Origin of the sequence: Flavobacterium sp. H122, from assembly GCF_004959765.1 — a bacterium.
GTDB lineage: Bacteria > Bacteroidota > Bacteroidia > Flavobacteriales > Flavobacteriaceae > Flavobacterium.
On the sequence record NZ_SJZD01000006.1, the window covers coordinates 106,813 to 125,272 of the forward strand.

Sequence of the window (18,460 nt, forward strand, 5' to 3'; positions counted from 1 at the left end):
ATTTAAACACTGCTTAAGGCTTATTGCCTACTGCATATAACTTTTACAAATTTTGAACCGCAACTTTAAATTGACGGCCTCTGTCTTCGTAGCTTTCAAACAAATCAAAACTTGCGCAAGCCGGTGACAACAAAACAGTATCTCCTTTTTCAGCCATGCGGTAAGCAAATTTTACAGCATCATTCATTGAAGTTGCTTCAACCACCTCATCCACTATCCCGCCAAATGTGTCAATGATTTTTTTATTATCAATTCCCAGACAGATAATCGCTTTTACTTTTTCATTAACCAACGGCAGCAATTCAGCATAATCATTTCCTTTATCAACACCTCCCACAATCCAAACAGTTGGTGTAATCATACTGTCTAAAGCAAAGAAAGTTGCATTGACATTAGTCGCTTTTGAATCATTGATATACTGCACATTGTTAATTTTCAACACCTTTTCCAAACGGTGTTCCACCCCTTGAAAATCAGATAAACTTTCTCGAATAGTATCTTTTCTGATTTTTAATAATTGCGCAACAGTTGCTGCTGCCATGGCGTTTTTAACATTGTGTTTTCCTTCTAATGATAATTGATTTGTTGGCATATCAAATGATTCGTTTGTTATTTTGAATTTTATTGTATCGTTTTCTAAATATGCTCCGTATTCTAATTTTTGTGAAATTGAAAACGGAACCAGTTTTGCTTTGGTTGTATTATTTTTCAACCAGTTGTTAATCGCTTCATCATCGGCATCATAAATCAAATAGTCTTCTTCTGTTTGATTCATTGTTATTCTGAACTTTGAAGCGATATAATTTTCGTATTTATATTCGTATCGGTCTAAATGATCCGGACTTATATTCGTAATTACAGCTATGTGCGGCTTGTAAGTTTCCACTCCATCCAGCTGAAAGCTGCTCAATTCCAAAACATAAGTATCATATTTCCCTTCAGAAACCTGCCATGCATAGCTCTTACCTATATTACCGGCCAGACCCACATTCAATCCTGCTTGTTTCAGCAAATGGTAAGTCAGCATTGTAGTGGTCGTTTTACCATTACTCCCGGTAATCCCTACAGTTACAGCATCAGTAAACTGATTTGTAAATTCGATTTCAGAAAGTATAGGAACGTTTTTTTCCAGCAGCTTTTTCACTATGGGAGCCTTCTCAGGAATCCCCGGGCTCTTCATCACCACATCTGCATTTAAAATCAAATCTTCGGTATGCTTTTCATCTTCGAATTTGATTTTATGAAGCAGTAAAACTTCCTTATATGTATCTTTTATTTTTCCAAAATCAGACACAAAAACTTCGTATCCTTTTTTCTTCCCTAGGATAGCAGTACCTACACCGCTTTCTCCACCTCCTAAAACTACTAGTCGCATAGATTATCTTAATTTCAGGGTTACAATTGAAACAATAGCCAGTAAAATTCCCACAATCCAGAAACGCGTTACAATTTTACTCTCGTGGTATCCTTTTTTCTGATAATGATGATGCAAAGGAGACATTAAAAAGATGCGGCGTCCTTCACCGTATTTCTTTTTAGTATATTTAAAATAAGCTACTTGTAATACAACCGATAAATTCTCTGCCAGGAAGATGCCGCAGATTACCGGTATCAGCATTTCCTTACGCACCGCAATAGCCAATACAGCAATCACCCCGCCAATTGTCAAACTTCCCGTATCTCCCATAAATACAGCTGCCGGATAACTGTTGTACCATAAAAAACCAACCAAAGACCCTACAAATGCAGCTATAAAAACGGTCATTTCCCCTGAATGAGGAATAAACATAATGTTCAAATAATTGGAGAATATAATATTCCCCGAAACAAATGTGAATACACCAAGGGCGACAACTGAAATTGCTGAAGTTCCTGCAGCAAGTCCGTCAATTCCATCTGTAAGATTAGCTCCGTTAGAAACAGCAGTAATAATAAAGATAACCACCGGAATAAAAATCAACCATGCATAATCACGATAATCATCCCCCGTCCACGACAATAATTCCGCATAATCAAATTCGTTGTTTTTGAAGAATGGAATGGTAGTCGCTGTAGATTTTTCTTCAATCATTATCGGTCTGATTGTATTTTGAGTATCGTTAATCTCAATTTTAGTTTGTGGCGCACTATTGCGAATAGTTACCTGAGGATGAAAGTATAATGTAGCTCCAACAAAAACTCCAAGTCCAATCTGGCCTATTACCTTAAAAATCCCCTTTAACCCTTCTTTATCTTTTTTGAATACTTTAATATAATCGTCCAAAAACCCGATTAACCCCATCCAAATCATTGATATAATAAGCAAAATCACATAAATATTATCCAATCTTGCCAACAACAATACAGGAATTAATGTTGAAAATATAATGATAACACCCCCCATTGTTGGCGTTCCCGCTTTTTGAGTCTGTCCTTCAAGACCTAATTCACGAACGGTTTCTCCAATTTGCTGGCGACGCAAATAACCTATCACCCTTTTACCATAAATGGTTGATAAGAGCAACGACATAATAATCGCTATTGCCGAACGGAACGTAATGTATTGAAATACTCCTGTTCCGGGAACATCAAGTACTTTGTCTAAGTATTCAAATAAATAATACAACATAGTTTATTTGGTTATTTGTTTAATTTTTCTAAAATTTCTTTTACAATTTTCATATCGTCAAAATCATGACGTACTCCGTTTACTTCCTGATAAGTTTCATGACCTTTACCTGCAATTAAAATGATATCCCCTTTTTCAGCCATTTGACAAGCCATTTTGATAGCCTGTTTTCTGTCCAGAATAGAAGTATATTTTTTAAAATTCTCTGCAGAAATTCCCGCTTCCATTTCTTCGATAATAACCACAGGATCTTCTGTTCTTGGATTATCAGAGGTCAGAATTACTTTTGAACTCATTTCAGTTGCAATTTGTGCCATAATAGGGCGTTTCGTTTTATCCCTGTCACCACCGCAACCTACAATAGTAATTAATTGTTCATTTTTAGTACGGATATCATTAATAGTATTCAGAACATTTTCTAAAGCGTCAGGTGTATGTGCATAATCTACAATAGCCGTAATTTTTTCTTTTGAAACAATAAATTGGAATCGACCCGAAACACTTTCCAATTCAGAAAGCAATCGAAGCGCTTCAATTTTTTCAATTCCTAACTCAACTGCCACACCGTAAATAGCCAATAAATTATAAGCATTGAAAGTACCTATCAATCGTGTCCAAACTTCCTGATCATTAATTTTCAACTGCAAGCCTGCTAATTGATTTTCCAGGATTACTGCTTTATAATCGGCATACGTTTTTAACGCATAGGTTAATTTTTTTGCCTGCGTATTTTGAAGCATTACTGCTCCATTTTTATCGTCTATATTTGTTAGTGCAAAAGCTGATTTTGGCAAATGATCGAAAAATGATTTTTTGACATCACGGTATTCAGCAAACGAAGCATGATAATCCAAATGATCGTGCGACAGATTCGTGAAAACACCACCTGCAAACTGTAACCCTTCGGTACGTTTTTGATGGATTCCGTGAGAACTGACCTCCATAAAACAATACTCACAACCAGCCTCAACCATTTGGCTCATATAATTATTTATCGTCAAAGAATCCGGCGTCGTATGCGTAGCTTTATGCTCAACATTATCCACCATAATTTTAACTGTAGACAACAAACCAACTTTGAAACCTGCTTTTTTGAACATTTGGTACAAAAGAGAAGCAATGGTTGTTTTCCCATTTGTTCCTGTCACGCCAACCAATTTTAGCTTTTGCGAAGGATTATCATAAAAGTTGGTAGCCAAATGTGCCAGGGCTTCATTAGCATCATTCACTTTTACATAAGTAACCTGAGACAAAATAATTTCCGGCAAATGCTCACAAACAATTACCGAAGCACCTAAACTTATTGCTTTATCAATAAATGCATGACCATCTGAAACGGTTCCCTTGATCGCAACAAACACATCATTGTTCTCAATTTTTCGAGAATCAAAATGAATGTTGTTCACTTCCACATCTGTAGAACCATGAACTGCATCAATAGCAACTTTATATAGTATTTCTTTTAAATCCATTTATGATAATTCTAAAACAATTACATTATTTTTAATGATAGGCTGTCCGGCCTGAATAGATTGCTTCTTTACTTTTCCAAAACCTACAGCTTTTACCTTCATCCCAAGATTCTCAAGTAAAGCAACAGCATCCATACCCGGCATTCCTTTTAAATTAGGAATAACCGAAGGTTTTTTATTTAACTTTTCGTTGTAGGTCACATAACTTTTTTCCTGATTTGAAATTTTCTTTTTCAAATTCTTCACTTGATCCGTTGAAGGAACATCTGTAAAAACCTTTTGGGCAATTCTTTTAAAAACAGGACCAGCCACATCTGCGCCATAATAGTTATTCTTTGATGTATTCGGTTTATGTACCACTACAATACAAGAATATTTAGGATTTTCAGCTGGAAAATATCCTGTAAAAGAGGAAGCATAATACATCTCCACATCTCCTTTGTGATAGTCAACCTGAGCTGTACCTGTTTTACCTGCCATTGAAAAATCTTTCGAATATAATTTTGAAGCCGTTCCTTTTTTTACCACATTCTTCAAAACCGCTTTTACTTTATTCAAAGTCTCTTCAGAACAGATTTTAGGATTTATAATTTCGGTATCAAACTTTTTGATGGTCTTATTCCATTCTTTTACTTCCTGAACGAATTTTGGTTTCACCATTACTCCATTATTAGCAATAGCATTGTATAATGTCAGCGTTTGTAATGGCGTCACAGAAACTCCATAACCAAATGCCATCCAAGGAAGAGAGATTCCGCTCCAGCCATTCTGACCGGGTTGTGGTATTCTAGGAATACCCTCTCCTTTAAACGGCAAACCTAATGGCTTGTTTAATCCCATACTATTGATATGGTTTACAAACTGTTTTGGGTTGTCTTTATAATTTTCATAAACCGCCTGTACCAACACTGTATTTGAAGAAACCTCAAATCCACGTCCTAGTGAAATTTTTCCATAACCTCCTTCATGTGAATCACGGACTTTTTTTCCTTTATATACTACTACTCCGCCGTAGGTATTGTAAACTTCACTAGTATCAACTTTTTTATCATCAAGAAGTGCTATTAAATCGACTAATTTAAAAGTAGAACCAGGTTCATGAGATTCACCAACCGCATAGTTTATGGTTTCATAATAAGTACCTTCTTTACTTCTCCCCAGATTTGAAATAGCTTTTACATTTCCGGTTTTAGTTTCCATTACCACAACACAACCATGATCCGCTTCATATTCTTCCAATTGCTTTAACAAAGCATGATGTGCAATATCCTGGATATATACATCAATTGTAGAAACAACATCAAAACCATCAATTGGCTCAACCTCATTGTTATCACGGATAGGTTTCCATTGTCCCTTAGCAATTTTTTGTTTTAATATTTTTCCATTTTTACCGTTTAAATATTTACCAAAAGCACCTTCTATACCTACAGGCAATAGTTTGCCATTTTCATCAAATCTTTCATAGCCAATAGTACGTGCCGCTATTTTACCTATTGGATGCTCACGCACTGTTTCTTGTTCAATGATAATCCCTCCTTTATAAGCTCCCAAGTTGAACAAGGGAAAACCTTTTATTGCAGCATGCTGTGTATAACTCAATTTACGGGCAACCAACATGTATCTGTTCTTATTGGCTCTCGCTTTTCTTAATTCATTCAAGATTGATCCACTTGACTTTTTTAACATCAATGAAAGTGAATCAGCCAATGATTCAGCATATTTATCAAAGTTTTCCTGTGATGGTGCCAATGCATCAAAACGGATCGTATATTCCGGAATTGAAGTTGCCAGCAAACTACCATCAGATGAGTATACATTTCCTCTATTAGCCGGAATTACAAAGTTTTTAATAGTACGTTCCTTTGCCAATTTACGATAGTAATCACCCTCAACCCATTGAATATTACTTAACTTAACAGCCACAGCAGTTGACATTATTAAAATTAATAATGCAATTACATAAACACGTTTTAATATGTTACGATTTTCTACTGCCATAGCTTTTCCCAAGCTGATTTTTCTTTTGCTACCTTAATTTTTTTTGGTGGAACCGATGAAGGAACAATTTCCTTTTCAGCCATTTTTTCGGCAACAGTCGATTCCATTTTTATTTTCATCAATTCCGAACGTCTGTCTACAAATTCAGAACGCAATTCTTTCACTTCATTATTCAATTCGGCTATGCGGAAAACTTTCTTTTCATAACTATGCGTATTTGCAATCATTATAATTGCCAATACCAATAAAAAAAGAATAAATACCCAATTCTTTGATGCATCTTCATTCAGAAGAAATCTCGCTTTTAATATGTTGAATATTTTGTTTTTCATATTATAATTATCCGCATTGATCAAGAAGCCTTAAGCAAATTGATCACTATATTTTTTCAGCTACACGCAGCTTTGCACTGCGCGCTCTGTTATTTACTTTAATTTCTTCTTCTGTAGGAACGATTAGCTTTTCAATAATTTTAAAAGGCACCTCAAATCGACCAAACATGTCGCGTTCAGGCTCTCCTTCAAACATACCGTTTCGCATATAGCGTTTCACCAATCTATCTTCTAAAGAATGATACGATATCACACTCAATCTACCCCCTGCATTTAAAACCTCAAGAGATTGCTCTAAAAATTCTTTTAAAACCTCCATCTCCTGATTAACCTCAATACGGATAGCCTGATAGATTTGCGCCAAAATCTTATTTGCTTTATGAGCCGGTAAATATCTTGACAGAACCTGTTTTAAATCCTCTGTATTTACAATTCGTTCTTTTTCTCTGGCCTCAACAATTGTTCTTGCTAAAGCCGAAGCATTTTTAAGCTCACCATATTCTAAAAAAATACGACGTAATTCCTTATCGTCGTACTCGTTAACTATTGTATATGCACTTAATTCGTTTCTTTTACTCATCCGCATATCCAACTCGCCTTCGAACCGCGTCGAAAATCCTCTTTCCGGCACATCAAACTGGTGAGAGGAAACCCCTAAATCCGCCAGAATTCCATCTACTTTCCGAATTCCGTTGAAGCGGAGAAAATTTCTTATATACCTGAAATTTTCTTTGATTAAAGTAAATCTAGGATCATCTATGGCATTTGCCCAGGCATCCTCATCCTGATCAAAAGCAAATAACTTTCCATTTGGCCCCAAGCGGGACAAAATCTCTCTGGAATGTCCTCCACCACCAAACGTCACATCCACATACACTCCATCCGGCTTGATATTCAAACCATCAACCGTTTCTTTTAATAAAACCGGATTATGATATTCCATTGTCATCAAAATTAAAATCACCCATTACTTCTTCAGCTAAATCAGCAAAATCACCAACCGAATCATCAATTGCCTTTTCATACAAATCCTTATCCCAGATTTCTATAATATTTACTGCCGAAGACAACACCACATTACTTGTCACTGAAGCAAAAACAGCCAGATCTTTCGGAATCAACAATCTTCCAGTCGCATCAATCTCAATTACCCGAACACCTGCAGTGAATCGACGGATAAAATCATTGTTCTTTTTAACAAAACGATTCAGTTTATTGATTTTCTGCATCATTAAATTCCATTCAGACATAGGATACAATTCCAAACATTGCTGAAAAACAGATCGCTTTAACACAAACCCATCCTGCAGCGATGCAGCCAATTGATTCTTTAAAGCCACCGGTAACATCAACCTGCCTTTAGAATCTGCCTTACATTCGTATGTTCCTACTATGGTATTCAATGAGTTACACTTTACACTGATTAAAGACAAATATAGAAATAATTTTACCACATTTTACCACAAACTACCACTTTGTTGATAAGTTTTAACTTTTTAAAACCCTAATCTTTGAAAACAAGTGCGTTTTAAGGTGATTCCAAAAGATGACGGGTTTTCAACAACAAAAAACACCCTTATAAAGAGCAAAAAATTCATTTTTCGTATTTATCTATTATATTTGTGAAATAAAACAAACACTAACATTAAAGCGTGGAGAATTTAATACAAGACGGTAAATACAAATATTTTGAAGCAGGAGAAGGAACTCCAATTGTAATTTTACACGGATTAATGGGCGGATTAAGCAATTTTGACGGAGTTGCTGATTATTTCCCAAAAAAAGGATACAAGGTGGTAATTCCTGAATTGCCTTTATACACACAAAACATTTTAAAAACCAATGTAAAGTCGTTTGCTGTATATTTAAAGAATTTCATTAATTACAAAGGCTACGACAGAGTTGTTTTAGTTGGAAATTCATTGGGCGGCCATATTGCTTTATATTTCACAAAATTATACCCTGAAAAAGTTTGCGGATTAGTAATTACAGGAAGTTCAGGATTGTACGAAAGCGCAATGGGAGAAAGCTACCCAAAACGTGGTGATTATGAATATATCAAGAAAAAAGCCGAAGACGTATTTTACAATCCTGCCATAGCGACCAAAGAAATTGTTGATGACGTTTATGACACAGTAAATGACCGCATCAAACTATTAAAAACATTAACTATTGCCAAAAGCGCTATTCGCCACAACATGGCAAAGGATTTACCAAAAATGCATGTTCCAACAGGTATTATTTGGGGAAAACAGGACAAAGTAACACCTCCGGATGTTGCAGAAGAATTCCACAAATTACTACCCAACTCAACCTTATACTGGATTGACGAATGTGGTCATGCTGCCATGATGGAACATCCTGATGAATTCAACCGAATTCTTGAAGAATGGTTAGAAAATAAAGCAGAACATAAATAATAACATTTCCCCTTCACAAGAGGGGAATTTATTTTATAAAAACATGAAAATAAATACCGCTGAGTTTATCATAAGCAATTCTATTGTAAGCAAATGCCCGCCTGAGCGTTTACCTGAATATGCTTTTATAGGAAGATCCAATGTTGGCAAATCTTCTCTGATCAACATGCTGACCAATCATAAGAACCTAGCAAAAACATCAGCAAGACCGGGAAAAACACAGCTAATTAATCACTTTAAGATAAATAACAACTGGTTTCTAGTAGATTTACCAGGCTATGGCTATGCACGGGTTTCCAAAAAAACAAAAGAAGTTTTCCAAAAATTCATTACTGATTATTTCGAAAAACGCGAACAGCTGGTTTGTGCTTTTGTACTGATTGACATACGTCATGAAGCCCAGAAAATAGATTTAGAGTTTATTACTTATTTAGGAGAAACTGGCGTTCCTTTTTGCATCATCTTTACAAAAGCAGATAAAATAAGCAAAGGAAAAATAGAACAACATGTTGCCGCATACCGCAAGGCATTATTAGCTAACAACTGGGAGGAAATGCCACAGTATTTCGTAACATCATCATTGGAAAACACAGGCAGGGATACCGTTTTGGAATATATTGATGCAGTAAATCAGGAAATTTTCAAAAGTAACGAGAATTTTATATAAAAAAGTCGCCTTTTAGGGCGACTTTTTTATTCCTTTTTTAAATCAAGCTTCTCCGCAAAATACTCACAAAAATCACGCATAGTAGCACTCATTTTTTCATCGGCAGTAGCACGTTCAAAAGTATCTGCCATAGCTACCAAAGTCTGATGAAAAAAGATTTTCATTTCATCAACCGGCATATCTTTTGTCCACAAGTCAATACGCATAGTTTCTTTTGCGTTGCTGTCCCAAATATTCAACATAAAAGCTTTTGCTTCTTCATTTTCCACACCTCCGTCTTTTGCAGTCCAGTGCAATTTTTCAGGAACCTGGTTTTCGTCTAATGATATTTTAAAATTTATATCTGATGTTTTTGTAACTGCCATTTTTTATGCTTTAGGCAATAGGCAATAGGCATTAAGCAAAAACTGAGCAGCTTATAGCTTATAGCTTACAGCATATTGCAATTAATAATTTAATTTTTTACAGGTTTATATTTCGATTTTTGAAAAATTTCTTTCGCATCCATCAGCATCATCTGCTGCATTGGTATATCATTATTTTCCATAAAAGCCTTTACTATCTGCCAGCCTATCCATGTTGCCACACGAGACGGCGTTTGATTATCGCTATCCAAACCAAACTTTGAGAATGGCGCGGGAGCAATCAATTTCGTAACCAGCATAGGATTGGTATCATACAGCATTTTTTGTTCAATCATAAAGCGCCACATATTTTCATCATTTTCCTCACACCATTTCAATTCTTCTGTGGTGTAACAAATTTTATCTTCATCTGAAGTTTTTGGAAGTAAAACATCTTTTAAATACAACTTTTTCCCCGCATAAATCATTTGCGACAGGAAATCCCTGTCTGTTGGCGGTTTTACTTTATAAAAAGAAAAAGCATCCACAATATCCGGCATCATCTGTGCAGGTTCAAAAGTTTTCTTCAGATAATCAGGATACTCATAAAACTTATGCTCTTTACCCAAATACAATTCCAGAGAAATAATCAGCATATTTTTCTCCGGTGAATAAATAACCTTATATTCCGGATCCATATCCTGAATTACCGTTACCACTTTAGGGATTTGCGTTTTAGGGTAATAATATTTGATGTATTTGAAAAGATCTTCTATCCCTTCTTTTTCAAGATCAAAATTATCATACCGCTTTTCCACTTCCGCATACAACTGTCTCCAAAGCGGATTTGTCATTTTTTCAACTAAAGCAGAATCAGATACCGTTTCTGGAAAGAAATACGGATATTGCTGTTTTAACTTTGGCAAATCAGCAGGTTTTGAACTAAAAAAAGCCTTGTCGTAACGTTCAATTTCAACCGAAACTTTCATTTCTTCCGCTTCGTCCTGAATTTTATCGTTCTTTTTACAAGAACCTATGGTTAAGCAAACTAATGCCAGTGCTAAAAATTTCTTCATGGAATAGATGTAATACCTTTTGAGCAGAAACGGAATCTGCCTAAAATTATTATTTTTGCAAATATACATCCGTTTTTAATACTATCATCGTTATGCAAAAAATTAGCACAATTAATGCAGAAAAAGTAAATCAACATATTGTCAACTGGCTGAAAACCTATGCTGAAAATGCAAAAGTCAACGGTTTCGTGATTGGAATTTCAGGCGGAATTGACTCAGCATTAACTTCTACATTATGTGCACAAACAGGACTACCAACTTTATGTGTCGAAATGCCTATCTATCAAGCGCAAAGCCATGTCTTTAGAGCTTACGAACACATTAACCAATTAAAAAAACGCTTCCCAAACGTATCTGACACGCGTATTGATTTAACACCTGTTTTTAAAACTTTTAAAGCAGAAGTACCTACTTCAGACAATGAAGCAAAGCTACACCTTTCTTTAGCTAATACACGCTCTCGTTTAAGAATGCTTTCGCTGTATTACCTTGCTGGATTAAATGGATTATTAGTTGCAGGAACAGGAAACAAAGTAGAAGACTTTGGAGTAGGTTTCTTTACAAAATACGGTGATGGCGGTGTAGATGTAAGCCCGATAGCCGATTTACTTAAAAGTGATGTAAGGGCGTTGGCAAAACATGTAGGCGTTCCGCAATCCATCCTGGAGGCAAAGCCTACAGACGGACTTTTTGGCGATGACCGCAGCGACGAAGACCAGCTTGGGGCCGATTATGAAGAATTGGAATGGGCGATGAAACAAATGGAAGAAGGAAAAACTTCAGAAAACTTTTCAGGCAGAGAGAAAGAGGTATTCAATATTTACAAGCGATTAAACGCCATTAACCAGCACAAGATGAATCCAATACCCGTTTGTTTAATTCCTAAAGAATTCAAATAAAATCATTTTCATCTTCCTGTTTTTAACATTTTATTTTGTAAATTTGTACTTACACAAATTTTAAATGGTTGGAGTATGGTAAAGATAGGTCTTGCGGATAATCATCCGGTCGTGCATTATGGAATTAAGTCATATTTCAAAGAACATTCAGATATTTCACTCGTAGGAATTATTGACAACTTTGAAATGGTGGAGGAAATGCTGAAACGAAAAGAAATTGATGTTTTAGTAATGGATTTGGAATTAAATGGGTTATCTAGCATTAATGCAATTAAAACGCTACTGCAAAATCATCCGAAATTAAAAATAGTTTTATTTTCAAATCTGAACGAACAGGTTTACGCACCTAATGCAATCAAAGCGGGGGTGTCGTCATTTGTAGAGAAATCGGAAAAATTAGAAACATTAGCTTCTACAATTATTAAGGTAAATCGTGGGGCGGTAATTTTCAGCGAAGCTGTAAAACGCAACATGGCAATGATATCAAAACAATCTAAATCAGAAAGATTATACAGAAAATTATCCTCTCGCGAAATTGAAGTTTTACGTTATTTATCTAACGGGAAAAAGAACAAAGAAGTGGCTGAAGCTTTAAATCTTAACGAAAAAACCATCAGTACTTACAAATTAAGATTATTGGCTAAATTGAATGTCACAAATTTGGTAGATCTTGTAAACAAAGCAAAAACTTTGGAAATAGTATAACTTTTAACTTAAAAGTTATGAAACAAATACTCTCTACAGTATTTGCTATACTCTCATTGCAGTGTTTAGCAAACGAGGGTTTGTTTTCATATTTGGAAACCGATACCAAAAAAAACAAGTCTATAATAATTTTTTACAGACCTGACTGTACTTATTGTCAGCAAATGGATAAAGATATAAGCAATAGTTTCAGTACTATTGCTTATATAAAAACGTCTTTTAACGTAACACTGATTGACATAACCGAAGAAAAAAACAACCCGATCATTCAATTTTACCAAATCAATTCGGTTCCAACTATACTGAAATCAGACAATAATCCCAATAAACCTGAAGTTCTGAAAGGATATAGTCCAATTGAAAAAGTTCATGATTTTCTTACCGGCAAATCAAGCAGTATCACTAAAAAGAACATTGCCCCCACCTGTGGCAATAAAATTATCGAAAACGGAGAACAATGCGATGACGGCAACAATTTAAACACTGACGGGTGTACCAGAAAATGCCGGCTGGGAGTAATATGCAGTTCTCAAAAATATCCTGACGGAAGTGTTTTTATAACCAATCAGGACACTGGCAATTGTTATATTTCAATAGAACCTAAAGTTTTCACCTGGCAGGAAGCACAAAATTACTGCACTTCTTTAAACGGTTATTTAACCACAATTGCAAACAATTCAGAAGCCAATATAATTAATTCTATAATACTGGGAAAACAATGGATTGGCGGTAACGATATTGAAACAGAAGGAACTTTTAAATGGGTTACTGCCGAACCTTTTTCCTATTCAAAATTCACTTCCGGCGAGCCAAACAATGATATTAACAGTACCGGTAACGGCGATTGTTTAGCCGTAACATCCAACAATGGCTCCTGGTCAGATACTGACTGCAATATGACTAACTACATTACAGGTCTAATTTGCGAAATTCCCAACCGATGCGGAGACGGCACCAAAAATGACATTGAACAATGTGATGATAAAAACCTGACTAACGGTGACGGCTGTGACAACAACTGCAAATTAACTTCCTGCGGCAACGGAATAATAACAAATGGTGAAGATTGTGACGATGGCAATCTGATTGACGGTGATGGCTGCAATTCCAACTGCAAACTAACATTGGACACAGATGATTATAACAGCCAGATTTTATTCTTCAGCATATATCCAAATCCGTTTACATCAGGCATATCCTTGAAGTTATACCTAAAAGAACCCGGAGACATGTCATTTGCCCTTATAGATTATACCGGAAAAACTATAGAATATTTACAATTTGACAACCTTACTTTTGGTGAAAACAACTTGGAAATAAATTTTAAATCACCAATTCCATCAGGGATTTATTTGTTAAACGGAAAACTCAAAAACAGCACTGGCACTTACTTTGTAACCAGAAAAATACAGAAAAACTAGCTGTATCTGGACATTACCCTTCCCAGCTTATTTGAAAAGTTCAAGACCAGCTTGGAATAATCAATCACCATTGAAAGCGTATCGGTATTATCAGCAGTCTCTTGATTGGTGATAGACAATTTCATTTCTTCAATAATTTTGTTGACTAAAAACCAACGTAAACTAAGAATCGTTTCTGTAACATACTGACTGATGGTCTGGTCTTTTTGTTTTACATAAATCTGTTTTACTTCCCAATTATGCAACGCCATATTTTCATCTTCCATCAAAATAGAAGTTACTTCCTGAGACATTTCGGGAGAAAGCTGCATTAAGTACTGCTCAATTTCAAACTTTTCATTTTGGTTGAAATAAGCAATTAAATTGTTGTAAATTTCCTGAAAAACAGGATTTGCCAATTCTACCTCATCTTCCTGCAGACTCATATAAATACGCTGAAAAACTTTATAGGAATTGATTTCTTTTACTTCTTTTACCTCACCGTCATCAGAGGCTTTGTACAAATAATCCGCAAAATCTTCCTGAGCAGCTCCATATAAAAGTAAAATTTCAATAATCCTTTTTTCCAACTGGTATTGTACATCAACTTTTGAATTTACAGCAAGCTGTTCATTTTTAACAACTTCAAAAGCTTTTTCTTTTTGCTCCTGTTTAAACTTTTTATTTGCATCAGCCAGATCTTTTTGAGTAAGCTGCGCCAAAGTATTAAACAAAACATCTTCAGAAATATCCATAATCCTGGAACATTCCTGAATATACACTTCACGTTTGATTCTATCAGGTATTTTTGAGATACTTGTAACCATATCCCTGATCAGGTCCGCTTTTTTAATAGGATCATTATTAGCTTCCTTCATCAGCAAAGAAGCCTTGAACTGAATAAAATCCTTTGCATTATCCTGCAAATATTTCACCAACTCATCATGAGGCGTTTTTTTAGCAAAACTATCAGGATCATCTCCGTCAGGAAATGTACAGACTTTCACGTTCATACCTTCTTCAAGAATCAGGTCAATACCACGGATTGAAGCTCTTAAACCAGCGGCATCCCCATCAAAAAGCACCGTAATATTTTTTGTCAGTCTGTTTACAAGGCGGATTTGGTCCGGCGTCAAAGCAGTACCTGAAGAAGCCACTACATTTTCGATGCCTGCCTGATGCAGCTGAATGACATCAGTATATCCTTCACATAAAAAACAATTATCCAGTTTGGCAATTGCCTGTTTAGCGTAAAAAATCCCATACAGCACTTTTGACTTATGATAAATTTCACTTTCGGGTGAATTAACATATTTAGCGACTTTTTTGTCATTAGTCAAAATACGTCCTCCAAAACCCAGCACACGCCCCGACATACTATGTATAGGAAACATCACACGACCTTTAAAACGGTCAAAATGACGTCCGTCTTCCCTTAAAATTGTCAATCCGGTTTTTTCAAGAAATTCAAGTTTATAGCCTTTACCCAAAGCTTCTTTTGTAAAAACATCCCAGGTTTCCGGAGAATATCCTAAACCAAATTTCTTGATTGTATCAGTGGTAAACCCGCGTTCTTTAAAATAGGAAAATCCTATTGCCTGACCTTCGTCAGTATTGAGCAAAACATCCTGAAAAAACTTCTGCGCATATTCAGAAACCAGATACATACTCTCTTTATCATTAGCTTCAGCTATTTCCTCAGAAGACTGTACCGTTTCTTCAATTTCAATATTGTATTTTTTCGCTAAGTACCGAATAGCCTCCGGATAAGAAAAATGCTCGTGCTCCATCAAAAAGGTCACCGCATTGCCTCCTTTACCTGAACTGAAATCCTTCCAAATCTGTTTTACCGGCGAAACCATGAATGAAGGCGATTTTTCATCAGAAAACGGACTCAGACCTTTAAGATTTGTACCTGCTCTTTTAAGCTGTACAAAATCGCCAATCACCTCCTCAACCCGGGCAGTTTCAAAAACAGTTTCTATAGTACTTTTGGAAATCATCAATAAATTTTGAAAAAGGAATCAAATATACAACTTTCTAAAAAAGAAAAACGCTTCAAAAAAAGAAGCGTTTCATATTATAATGGAATTTCCAATGTTATTTCAATCTAAAGTCGGGTTTTTTCTTAATATCGTTATTTTTAAACAATGTCATATTACCCACTCTGGACATATAATTTAATTTATCCGAAGCATTGAACCAATCCGTTGCTTCACTTGACTTATACAGCAATTCATTCGTAATAAACTCATTACAGTTATCTATAACAGTATTATAGATTTTCAGCTGTTTATAATTAGATTTATTAAGGTACTTTTCATCTAAAGCAACCACCGATGCAAAACCGGCAACTACACATTTATTCATTTCCAGAAAAGAATCAGACATAACAGAAACCGCTTCTTTAACCAATCCCATTGAATTGTCCTCATTACTTACCATGGTAACATTATTCAATTTGACATACGTTTTCTTTTTTGTAGGGTCAAAATTTTCAATCTTATCATAAGAATCAATTTCGAAAACTCTGGAACGTGTATTATCTGAGATAAAAGGATTTCTGATTGCAATTGAATTGTTCACTGTACATATAGTCCCCATAGAGAAATCGAAATCATCATCGGCATTTTGAAATGAAATCATATTACTCATATCAAAAACACCGCCGATTATTTCAAAAGCATCATCTTTTGCATGACTTACCTGAACATATTCAATTTTAGTATACTTACCTACAGCCCCAAGAGTCAAACCATTAAGCATGGTTTTTTCATTTATTTTTTTTCCGGCAAATTCTATACGTACATATTTAAGTATTCCGGAATTGCCATATTCACTGGTACCTCCAAAAACATTATACAGGGGATTTGAATCATAAATTGAAGAAATCATACCTCCGTGTCTGTTAACAGGTGCGTCACCATAAATAATAACGCCACCCCAATCACCAGGCTTTCTATCGTATGAAGGTTTGTCGGATGTAAAAACGATAGGGTCTGTTTCAGTCCCTTCGGCAATAATTTTACCGCCTTTGGTTACAATCAGCGTCCCTGTAGAATCAGAATCGCCGCGTAATACTGTACCAGGCTCAATAGTCAGGGTAACACCACTGGGTACATAAACCGAGCCCATTATTAAATAAGTTCCTTTTTTTAAAGTCCTGTTTTCAGTAACTACACCATTTAAAATTTGACTGGGAGAACCATATTCAGTAGTTTTAGGCTTGAAATTAGTCCAGTTATTAAACCAGTTAAAATCTCCTGTTATTCCTTGTTTGTTCTGAGCATTAATAGCTCCTATTGAAGCCAGTAATACAATTAAAAGTTGTTTTTTCATTTGGGGTCTGCTTAATCAAGAGGACAAAAGTACTTCTACTTTTTAAAATAACAAAAAAAATCGATAAACTGTTATTTTATAACAAAAGTGCTTCATTCCTGAAACACTTTTACCAATAACTATGCCAAATAAAAAATTAATTAAAATCGAAACGCACCCCAAGCGAAATATTGTTTTGATCAACAGGATTATCTTTAAACAAAGGATTCAAATCATATTTTACATACAAACTCGTCTCTTTATAACCTAAATAAGCCCCCAAACCATACACAAAATCATTCACGTTAAAACTCCCTTTTTCTTTCAGGGTCATATCATGTCCGTTTTGCTCATATTTCAAAATCTGCTTTGTTTTTACATTTGCCCCGATAAATCCTCCCAATCCTAAACGGAAACTTTTATGCGTTTGATAAAATGGTTTTCCTTTATGCCGCTGCTTTTTAGAAAAGTCAAATTCAAGATACAAAGGCATTACCAGATTCACATTCCGCAGTCTGGAATCATCCAGGTTTTGCGAAGCTGTCTGCAAAACGGTCTGTTTACCGTTTTCCACAAAATAACGATTATCCGTTGGTCTTAAATTATTATACTGCACTGACAGACCGTACTTAAAATGCAATAAGTTGTTTTCTTTCAAGATCCGTGAATTATAAGTCCATCCCAGTTCATAAAAATGGGAACCCCAATATCTGAAATCAGAATGCGCCACTGATTTACCAGTCACTAAATTATTAACCCCTGCGGCAAAAACCAATTGAGAAGTAGTTCTTTTCTCAGAAACTTTTGTTGTATCTCCAACACCACCTATTCTTACTTTTATACCTTTTCCATACATTCTTCCTTTAGGAAGTGTAGTGTCTAAATAAGCTATTCTTCCCTCAACTTTTTCTTTTACAAGCTCAGTAAGTTTTGCTTCTTCCTCTGCGACACGGCTTTCAATTCTAGACGCAGTTGCTTCTGCCAGCTTGAGTTTCTTTTCATCGGCTTGATCGCGGTTGATAATTCCTTTCTCAAGCTCATTATTTATTTCTTCAACCTGAAGTTTCAGCAACCCTTTTTCTTCCTTTGTGATTTTTTCAATGCGGTATGCAATTCCTTTTGCCTTACCTTCAAATGTTTCCTGACTGAATAACTCTACAGTTGATGTCAGGATTAAAATACCCAGATAAATAATAAAATTTTTCATACTATTCGTTT

At 35.4% G+C, this 18,460-nt stretch carries 17 protein-coding genes; 5 read left to right on the top strand and 12 right to left on the bottom strand.

Annotation, left to right across the window (positions count from 1 at the left end; genetic code table 11):
• Positions 1-43: 43 nt before the first annotated feature.
• From murD to mraZ, 7 genes are read right to left on the bottom strand one after another with little or no spacing between them, the layout of a single operon-like run.
• Entirely contained in the window at positions 44-1,375 is a 1,332-nt protein-coding gene (gene murD, locus EZM65_RS10545; RefSeq protein ID WP_136668524.1) for a UDP-N-acetylmuramoyl-L-alanine--D-glutamate ligase, read from the bottom strand.
• 3 nt (positions 1,376-1,378) lie between these two features.
• Positions 1,379-2,608, bottom strand: a complete 1,230-nt coding sequence (mraY, locus tag EZM65_RS10550) for a phospho-N-acetylmuramoyl-pentapeptide-transferase (RefSeq protein ID WP_136668525.1) — start codon at positions 2,606-2,608, stop codon at positions 1,379-1,381.
• Between the two features lie 11 nt (positions 2,609-2,619).
• A complete protein-coding gene (locus EZM65_RS10555; protein WP_136668526.1) occupies positions 2,620-4,080 on the bottom strand; it encodes a UDP-N-acetylmuramoyl-L-alanyl-D-glutamate--2,6-diaminopimelate ligase in 1,461 nt (486 codons plus the stop codon).
• Positions 4,081-6,081 carry a penicillin-binding protein gene (locus EZM65_RS10560; protein WP_136668527.1) on the bottom strand — a complete coding sequence of 667 codons (2,001 nt, stop codon included), beginning with the start codon at positions 6,079-6,081 and terminating at the stop codon, positions 4,081-4,083.
• On the bottom strand, positions 6,072-6,413 hold the full coding sequence (locus EZM65_RS10565) for an FtsL-like putative cell division protein (RefSeq protein WP_136668528.1): 342 nt from the start codon (positions 6,411-6,413) through the stop codon (positions 6,072-6,074). The genes EZM65_RS10560 and EZM65_RS10565 overlap by 10 nt, the downstream gene beginning before the upstream one ends.
• A 46-nt stretch (positions 6,414-6,459) precedes the next feature.
• Positions 6,460-7,368 carry a 16S rRNA (cytosine(1402)-N(4))-methyltransferase RsmH gene (rsmH, locus tag EZM65_RS10570; protein WP_211196213.1) on the bottom strand — a complete coding sequence of 303 codons (909 nt, stop codon included), beginning with the start codon at positions 7,366-7,368 and terminating at the stop codon, positions 6,460-6,462.
• Positions 7,343-7,816, bottom strand: a complete 474-nt coding sequence (mraZ, locus tag EZM65_RS10575) for a division/cell wall cluster transcriptional repressor MraZ (protein ID WP_136668530.1) — start codon at positions 7,814-7,816, stop codon at positions 7,343-7,345. The genes rsmH and mraZ overlap by 26 nt, the downstream gene beginning before the upstream one ends.
• Positions 7,817-8,065: 249 nt before the next feature.
• On the opposite strand from mraZ, the gene EZM65_RS10580 reads away from it, so the two are divergent.
• Together EZM65_RS10580 and yihA are read left to right on the top strand one after the other, a co-directional pair.
• Positions 8,066-8,833 carry an alpha/beta fold hydrolase gene (locus EZM65_RS10580; RefSeq protein ID WP_136668531.1) on the top strand — a complete coding sequence of 256 codons (768 nt, stop codon included), beginning with the start codon at positions 8,066-8,068 and terminating at the stop codon, positions 8,831-8,833.
• Between the two features lie 43 nt (positions 8,834-8,876).
• Entirely contained in the window at positions 8,877-9,500 is a 624-nt protein-coding gene (gene yihA, locus EZM65_RS10585) for a ribosome biogenesis GTP-binding protein YihA/YsxC (RefSeq protein WP_136668532.1), read from the top strand.
• Between the two features lie 26 nt (positions 9,501-9,526).
• Here yihA and gldC read toward each other — a convergent pair whose 3' ends face one another.
• Together gldC and gldB are read right to left on the bottom strand one after the other, a co-directional pair.
• On the bottom strand, positions 9,527-9,865 hold the full coding sequence (gldC, locus tag EZM65_RS10590) for a gliding motility protein GldC (RefSeq protein WP_136668533.1): 339 nt from the start codon (positions 9,863-9,865) through the stop codon (positions 9,527-9,529).
• An 89-nt stretch (positions 9,866-9,954) separates the two neighbouring features.
• The gene (gene gldB / locus EZM65_RS10595) at positions 9,955-10,920 is read right to left on the bottom strand and encodes a gliding motility lipoprotein GldB (RefSeq protein WP_136668534.1); all 966 of its coding nucleotides are present in this window, start codon (positions 10,918-10,920) and stop codon (positions 9,955-9,957) included.
• A gap of 92 nt (positions 10,921-11,012) precedes the next feature.
• Between gldB and nadE the strand changes: the two genes are divergently transcribed.
• The 3 genes from nadE (at position 11,013) to EZM65_RS10610 (ending at position 13,945) form a co-directional block, all read left to right on the top strand.
• Entirely contained in the window at positions 11,013-11,819 is an 807-nt protein-coding gene (gene nadE, locus EZM65_RS10600; RefSeq protein ID WP_136668535.1) for an NAD(+) synthase, read from the top strand.
• A 75-nt stretch (positions 11,820-11,894) separates the two neighbouring features.
• Complete coding sequence (locus tag EZM65_RS10605) at positions 11,895-12,524, top strand: response regulator transcription factor (RefSeq protein ID WP_136668536.1); 630 nt, start codon at positions 11,895-11,897, stop codon at positions 12,522-12,524.
• A 17-nt stretch (positions 12,525-12,541) separates the two neighbouring features.
• Complete coding sequence (locus tag EZM65_RS10610) at positions 12,542-13,945, top strand: lectin-like protein (protein ID WP_136668537.1); 1,404 nt, start codon at positions 12,542-12,544, stop codon at positions 13,943-13,945.
• On the opposite strand, the gene dnaG is transcribed toward EZM65_RS10610, so the two are convergent.
• The 3 genes from dnaG to EZM65_RS10625 all read right to left on the bottom strand — a co-directional run bounded on the left by dnaG (position 13,942) and on the right by EZM65_RS10625 (position 18,449).
• On the bottom strand, positions 13,942-15,927 hold the full coding sequence (dnaG, locus tag EZM65_RS10615; protein WP_136668538.1) for a DNA primase: 1,986 nt from the start codon (positions 15,925-15,927) through the stop codon (positions 13,942-13,944). The genes EZM65_RS10610 and dnaG overlap by 4 nt on opposite strands.
• A gap of 97 nt (positions 15,928-16,024) precedes the next feature.
• The gene (locus EZM65_RS10620; RefSeq protein WP_136668539.1) at positions 16,025-17,263 is read right to left on the bottom strand and encodes a hypothetical protein; all 1,239 of its coding nucleotides are present in this window, start codon (positions 17,261-17,263) and stop codon (positions 16,025-16,027) included.
• Positions 17,264-17,399: 136 nt separating this feature from the next.
• Positions 17,400-18,449 carry a hypothetical protein gene (locus EZM65_RS10625; RefSeq protein ID WP_136668540.1) on the bottom strand — a complete coding sequence of 350 codons (1,050 nt, stop codon included), beginning with the start codon at positions 18,447-18,449 and terminating at the stop codon, positions 17,400-17,402.
• Positions 18,450-18,460 lie beyond the last annotated feature (11 nt).

Excerpts from the sequence above, each read along its gene's own strand:
- EZM65_RS10565 (WP_136668528.1), bottom strand. The coding sequence starts at position 6,413 with ATGAAAAACAAAATATTCAACATATTAAAAGCGAGATTTCTTCTGAAT.
- EZM65_RS10555 (WP_136668526.1), bottom strand. The coding sequence starts at position 4,080 with ATGGATTTAAAAGAAATACTATATAAAGTTGCTATTGATGCAGTTCAT.
- gldC (WP_136668533.1), bottom strand. The coding sequence starts at position 9,865 with ATGGCAGTTACAAAAACATCAGATATAAATTTTAAAATATCATTAGAC.
- EZM65_RS10560 (WP_136668527.1), bottom strand. The coding sequence starts at position 6,081 with ATGGCAGTAGAAAATCGTAACATATTAAAACGTGTTTATGTAATTGCA.
- EZM65_RS10610 (WP_136668537.1), top strand. The coding sequence starts at position 12,542 with ATGAAACAAATACTCTCTACAGTATTTGCTATACTCTCATTGCAGTGT.
- EZM65_RS10625 (WP_136668540.1), bottom strand. The coding sequence starts at position 18,449 with ATGAAAAATTTTATTATTTATCTGGGTATTTTAATCCTGACATCAACT.
- gldB (WP_136668534.1), bottom strand. The coding sequence starts at position 10,920 with ATGAAGAAATTTTTAGCACTGGCATTAGTTTGCTTAACCATAGGTTCT.
- EZM65_RS10620 (WP_136668539.1), bottom strand. The coding sequence starts at position 17,263 with ATGAAAAAACAACTTTTAATTGTATTACTGGCTTCAATAGGAGCTATT.
- mraY (WP_136668525.1), bottom strand. The coding sequence starts at position 2,608 with ATGTTGTATTATTTATTTGAATACTTAGACAAAGTACTTGATGTTCCC.
- EZM65_RS10605 (WP_136668536.1), top strand. The coding sequence starts at position 11,895 with ATGGTAAAGATAGGTCTTGCGGATAATCATCCGGTCGTGCATTATGGA.
- murD (WP_136668524.1), bottom strand. The coding sequence starts at position 1,375 with ATGCGACTAGTAGTTTTAGGAGGTGGAGAAAGCGGTGTAGGTACTGCT.
- yihA (WP_136668532.1), top strand. The coding sequence starts at position 8,877 with ATGAAAATAAATACCGCTGAGTTTATCATAAGCAATTCTATTGTAAGC.
- nadE (WP_136668535.1), top strand. The coding sequence starts at position 11,013 with ATGCAAAAAATTAGCACAATTAATGCAGAAAAAGTAAATCAACATATT.
- dnaG (WP_136668538.1), bottom strand. The coding sequence starts at position 15,927 with ATGATTTCCAAAAGTACTATAGAAACTGTTTTTGAAACTGCCCGGGTT.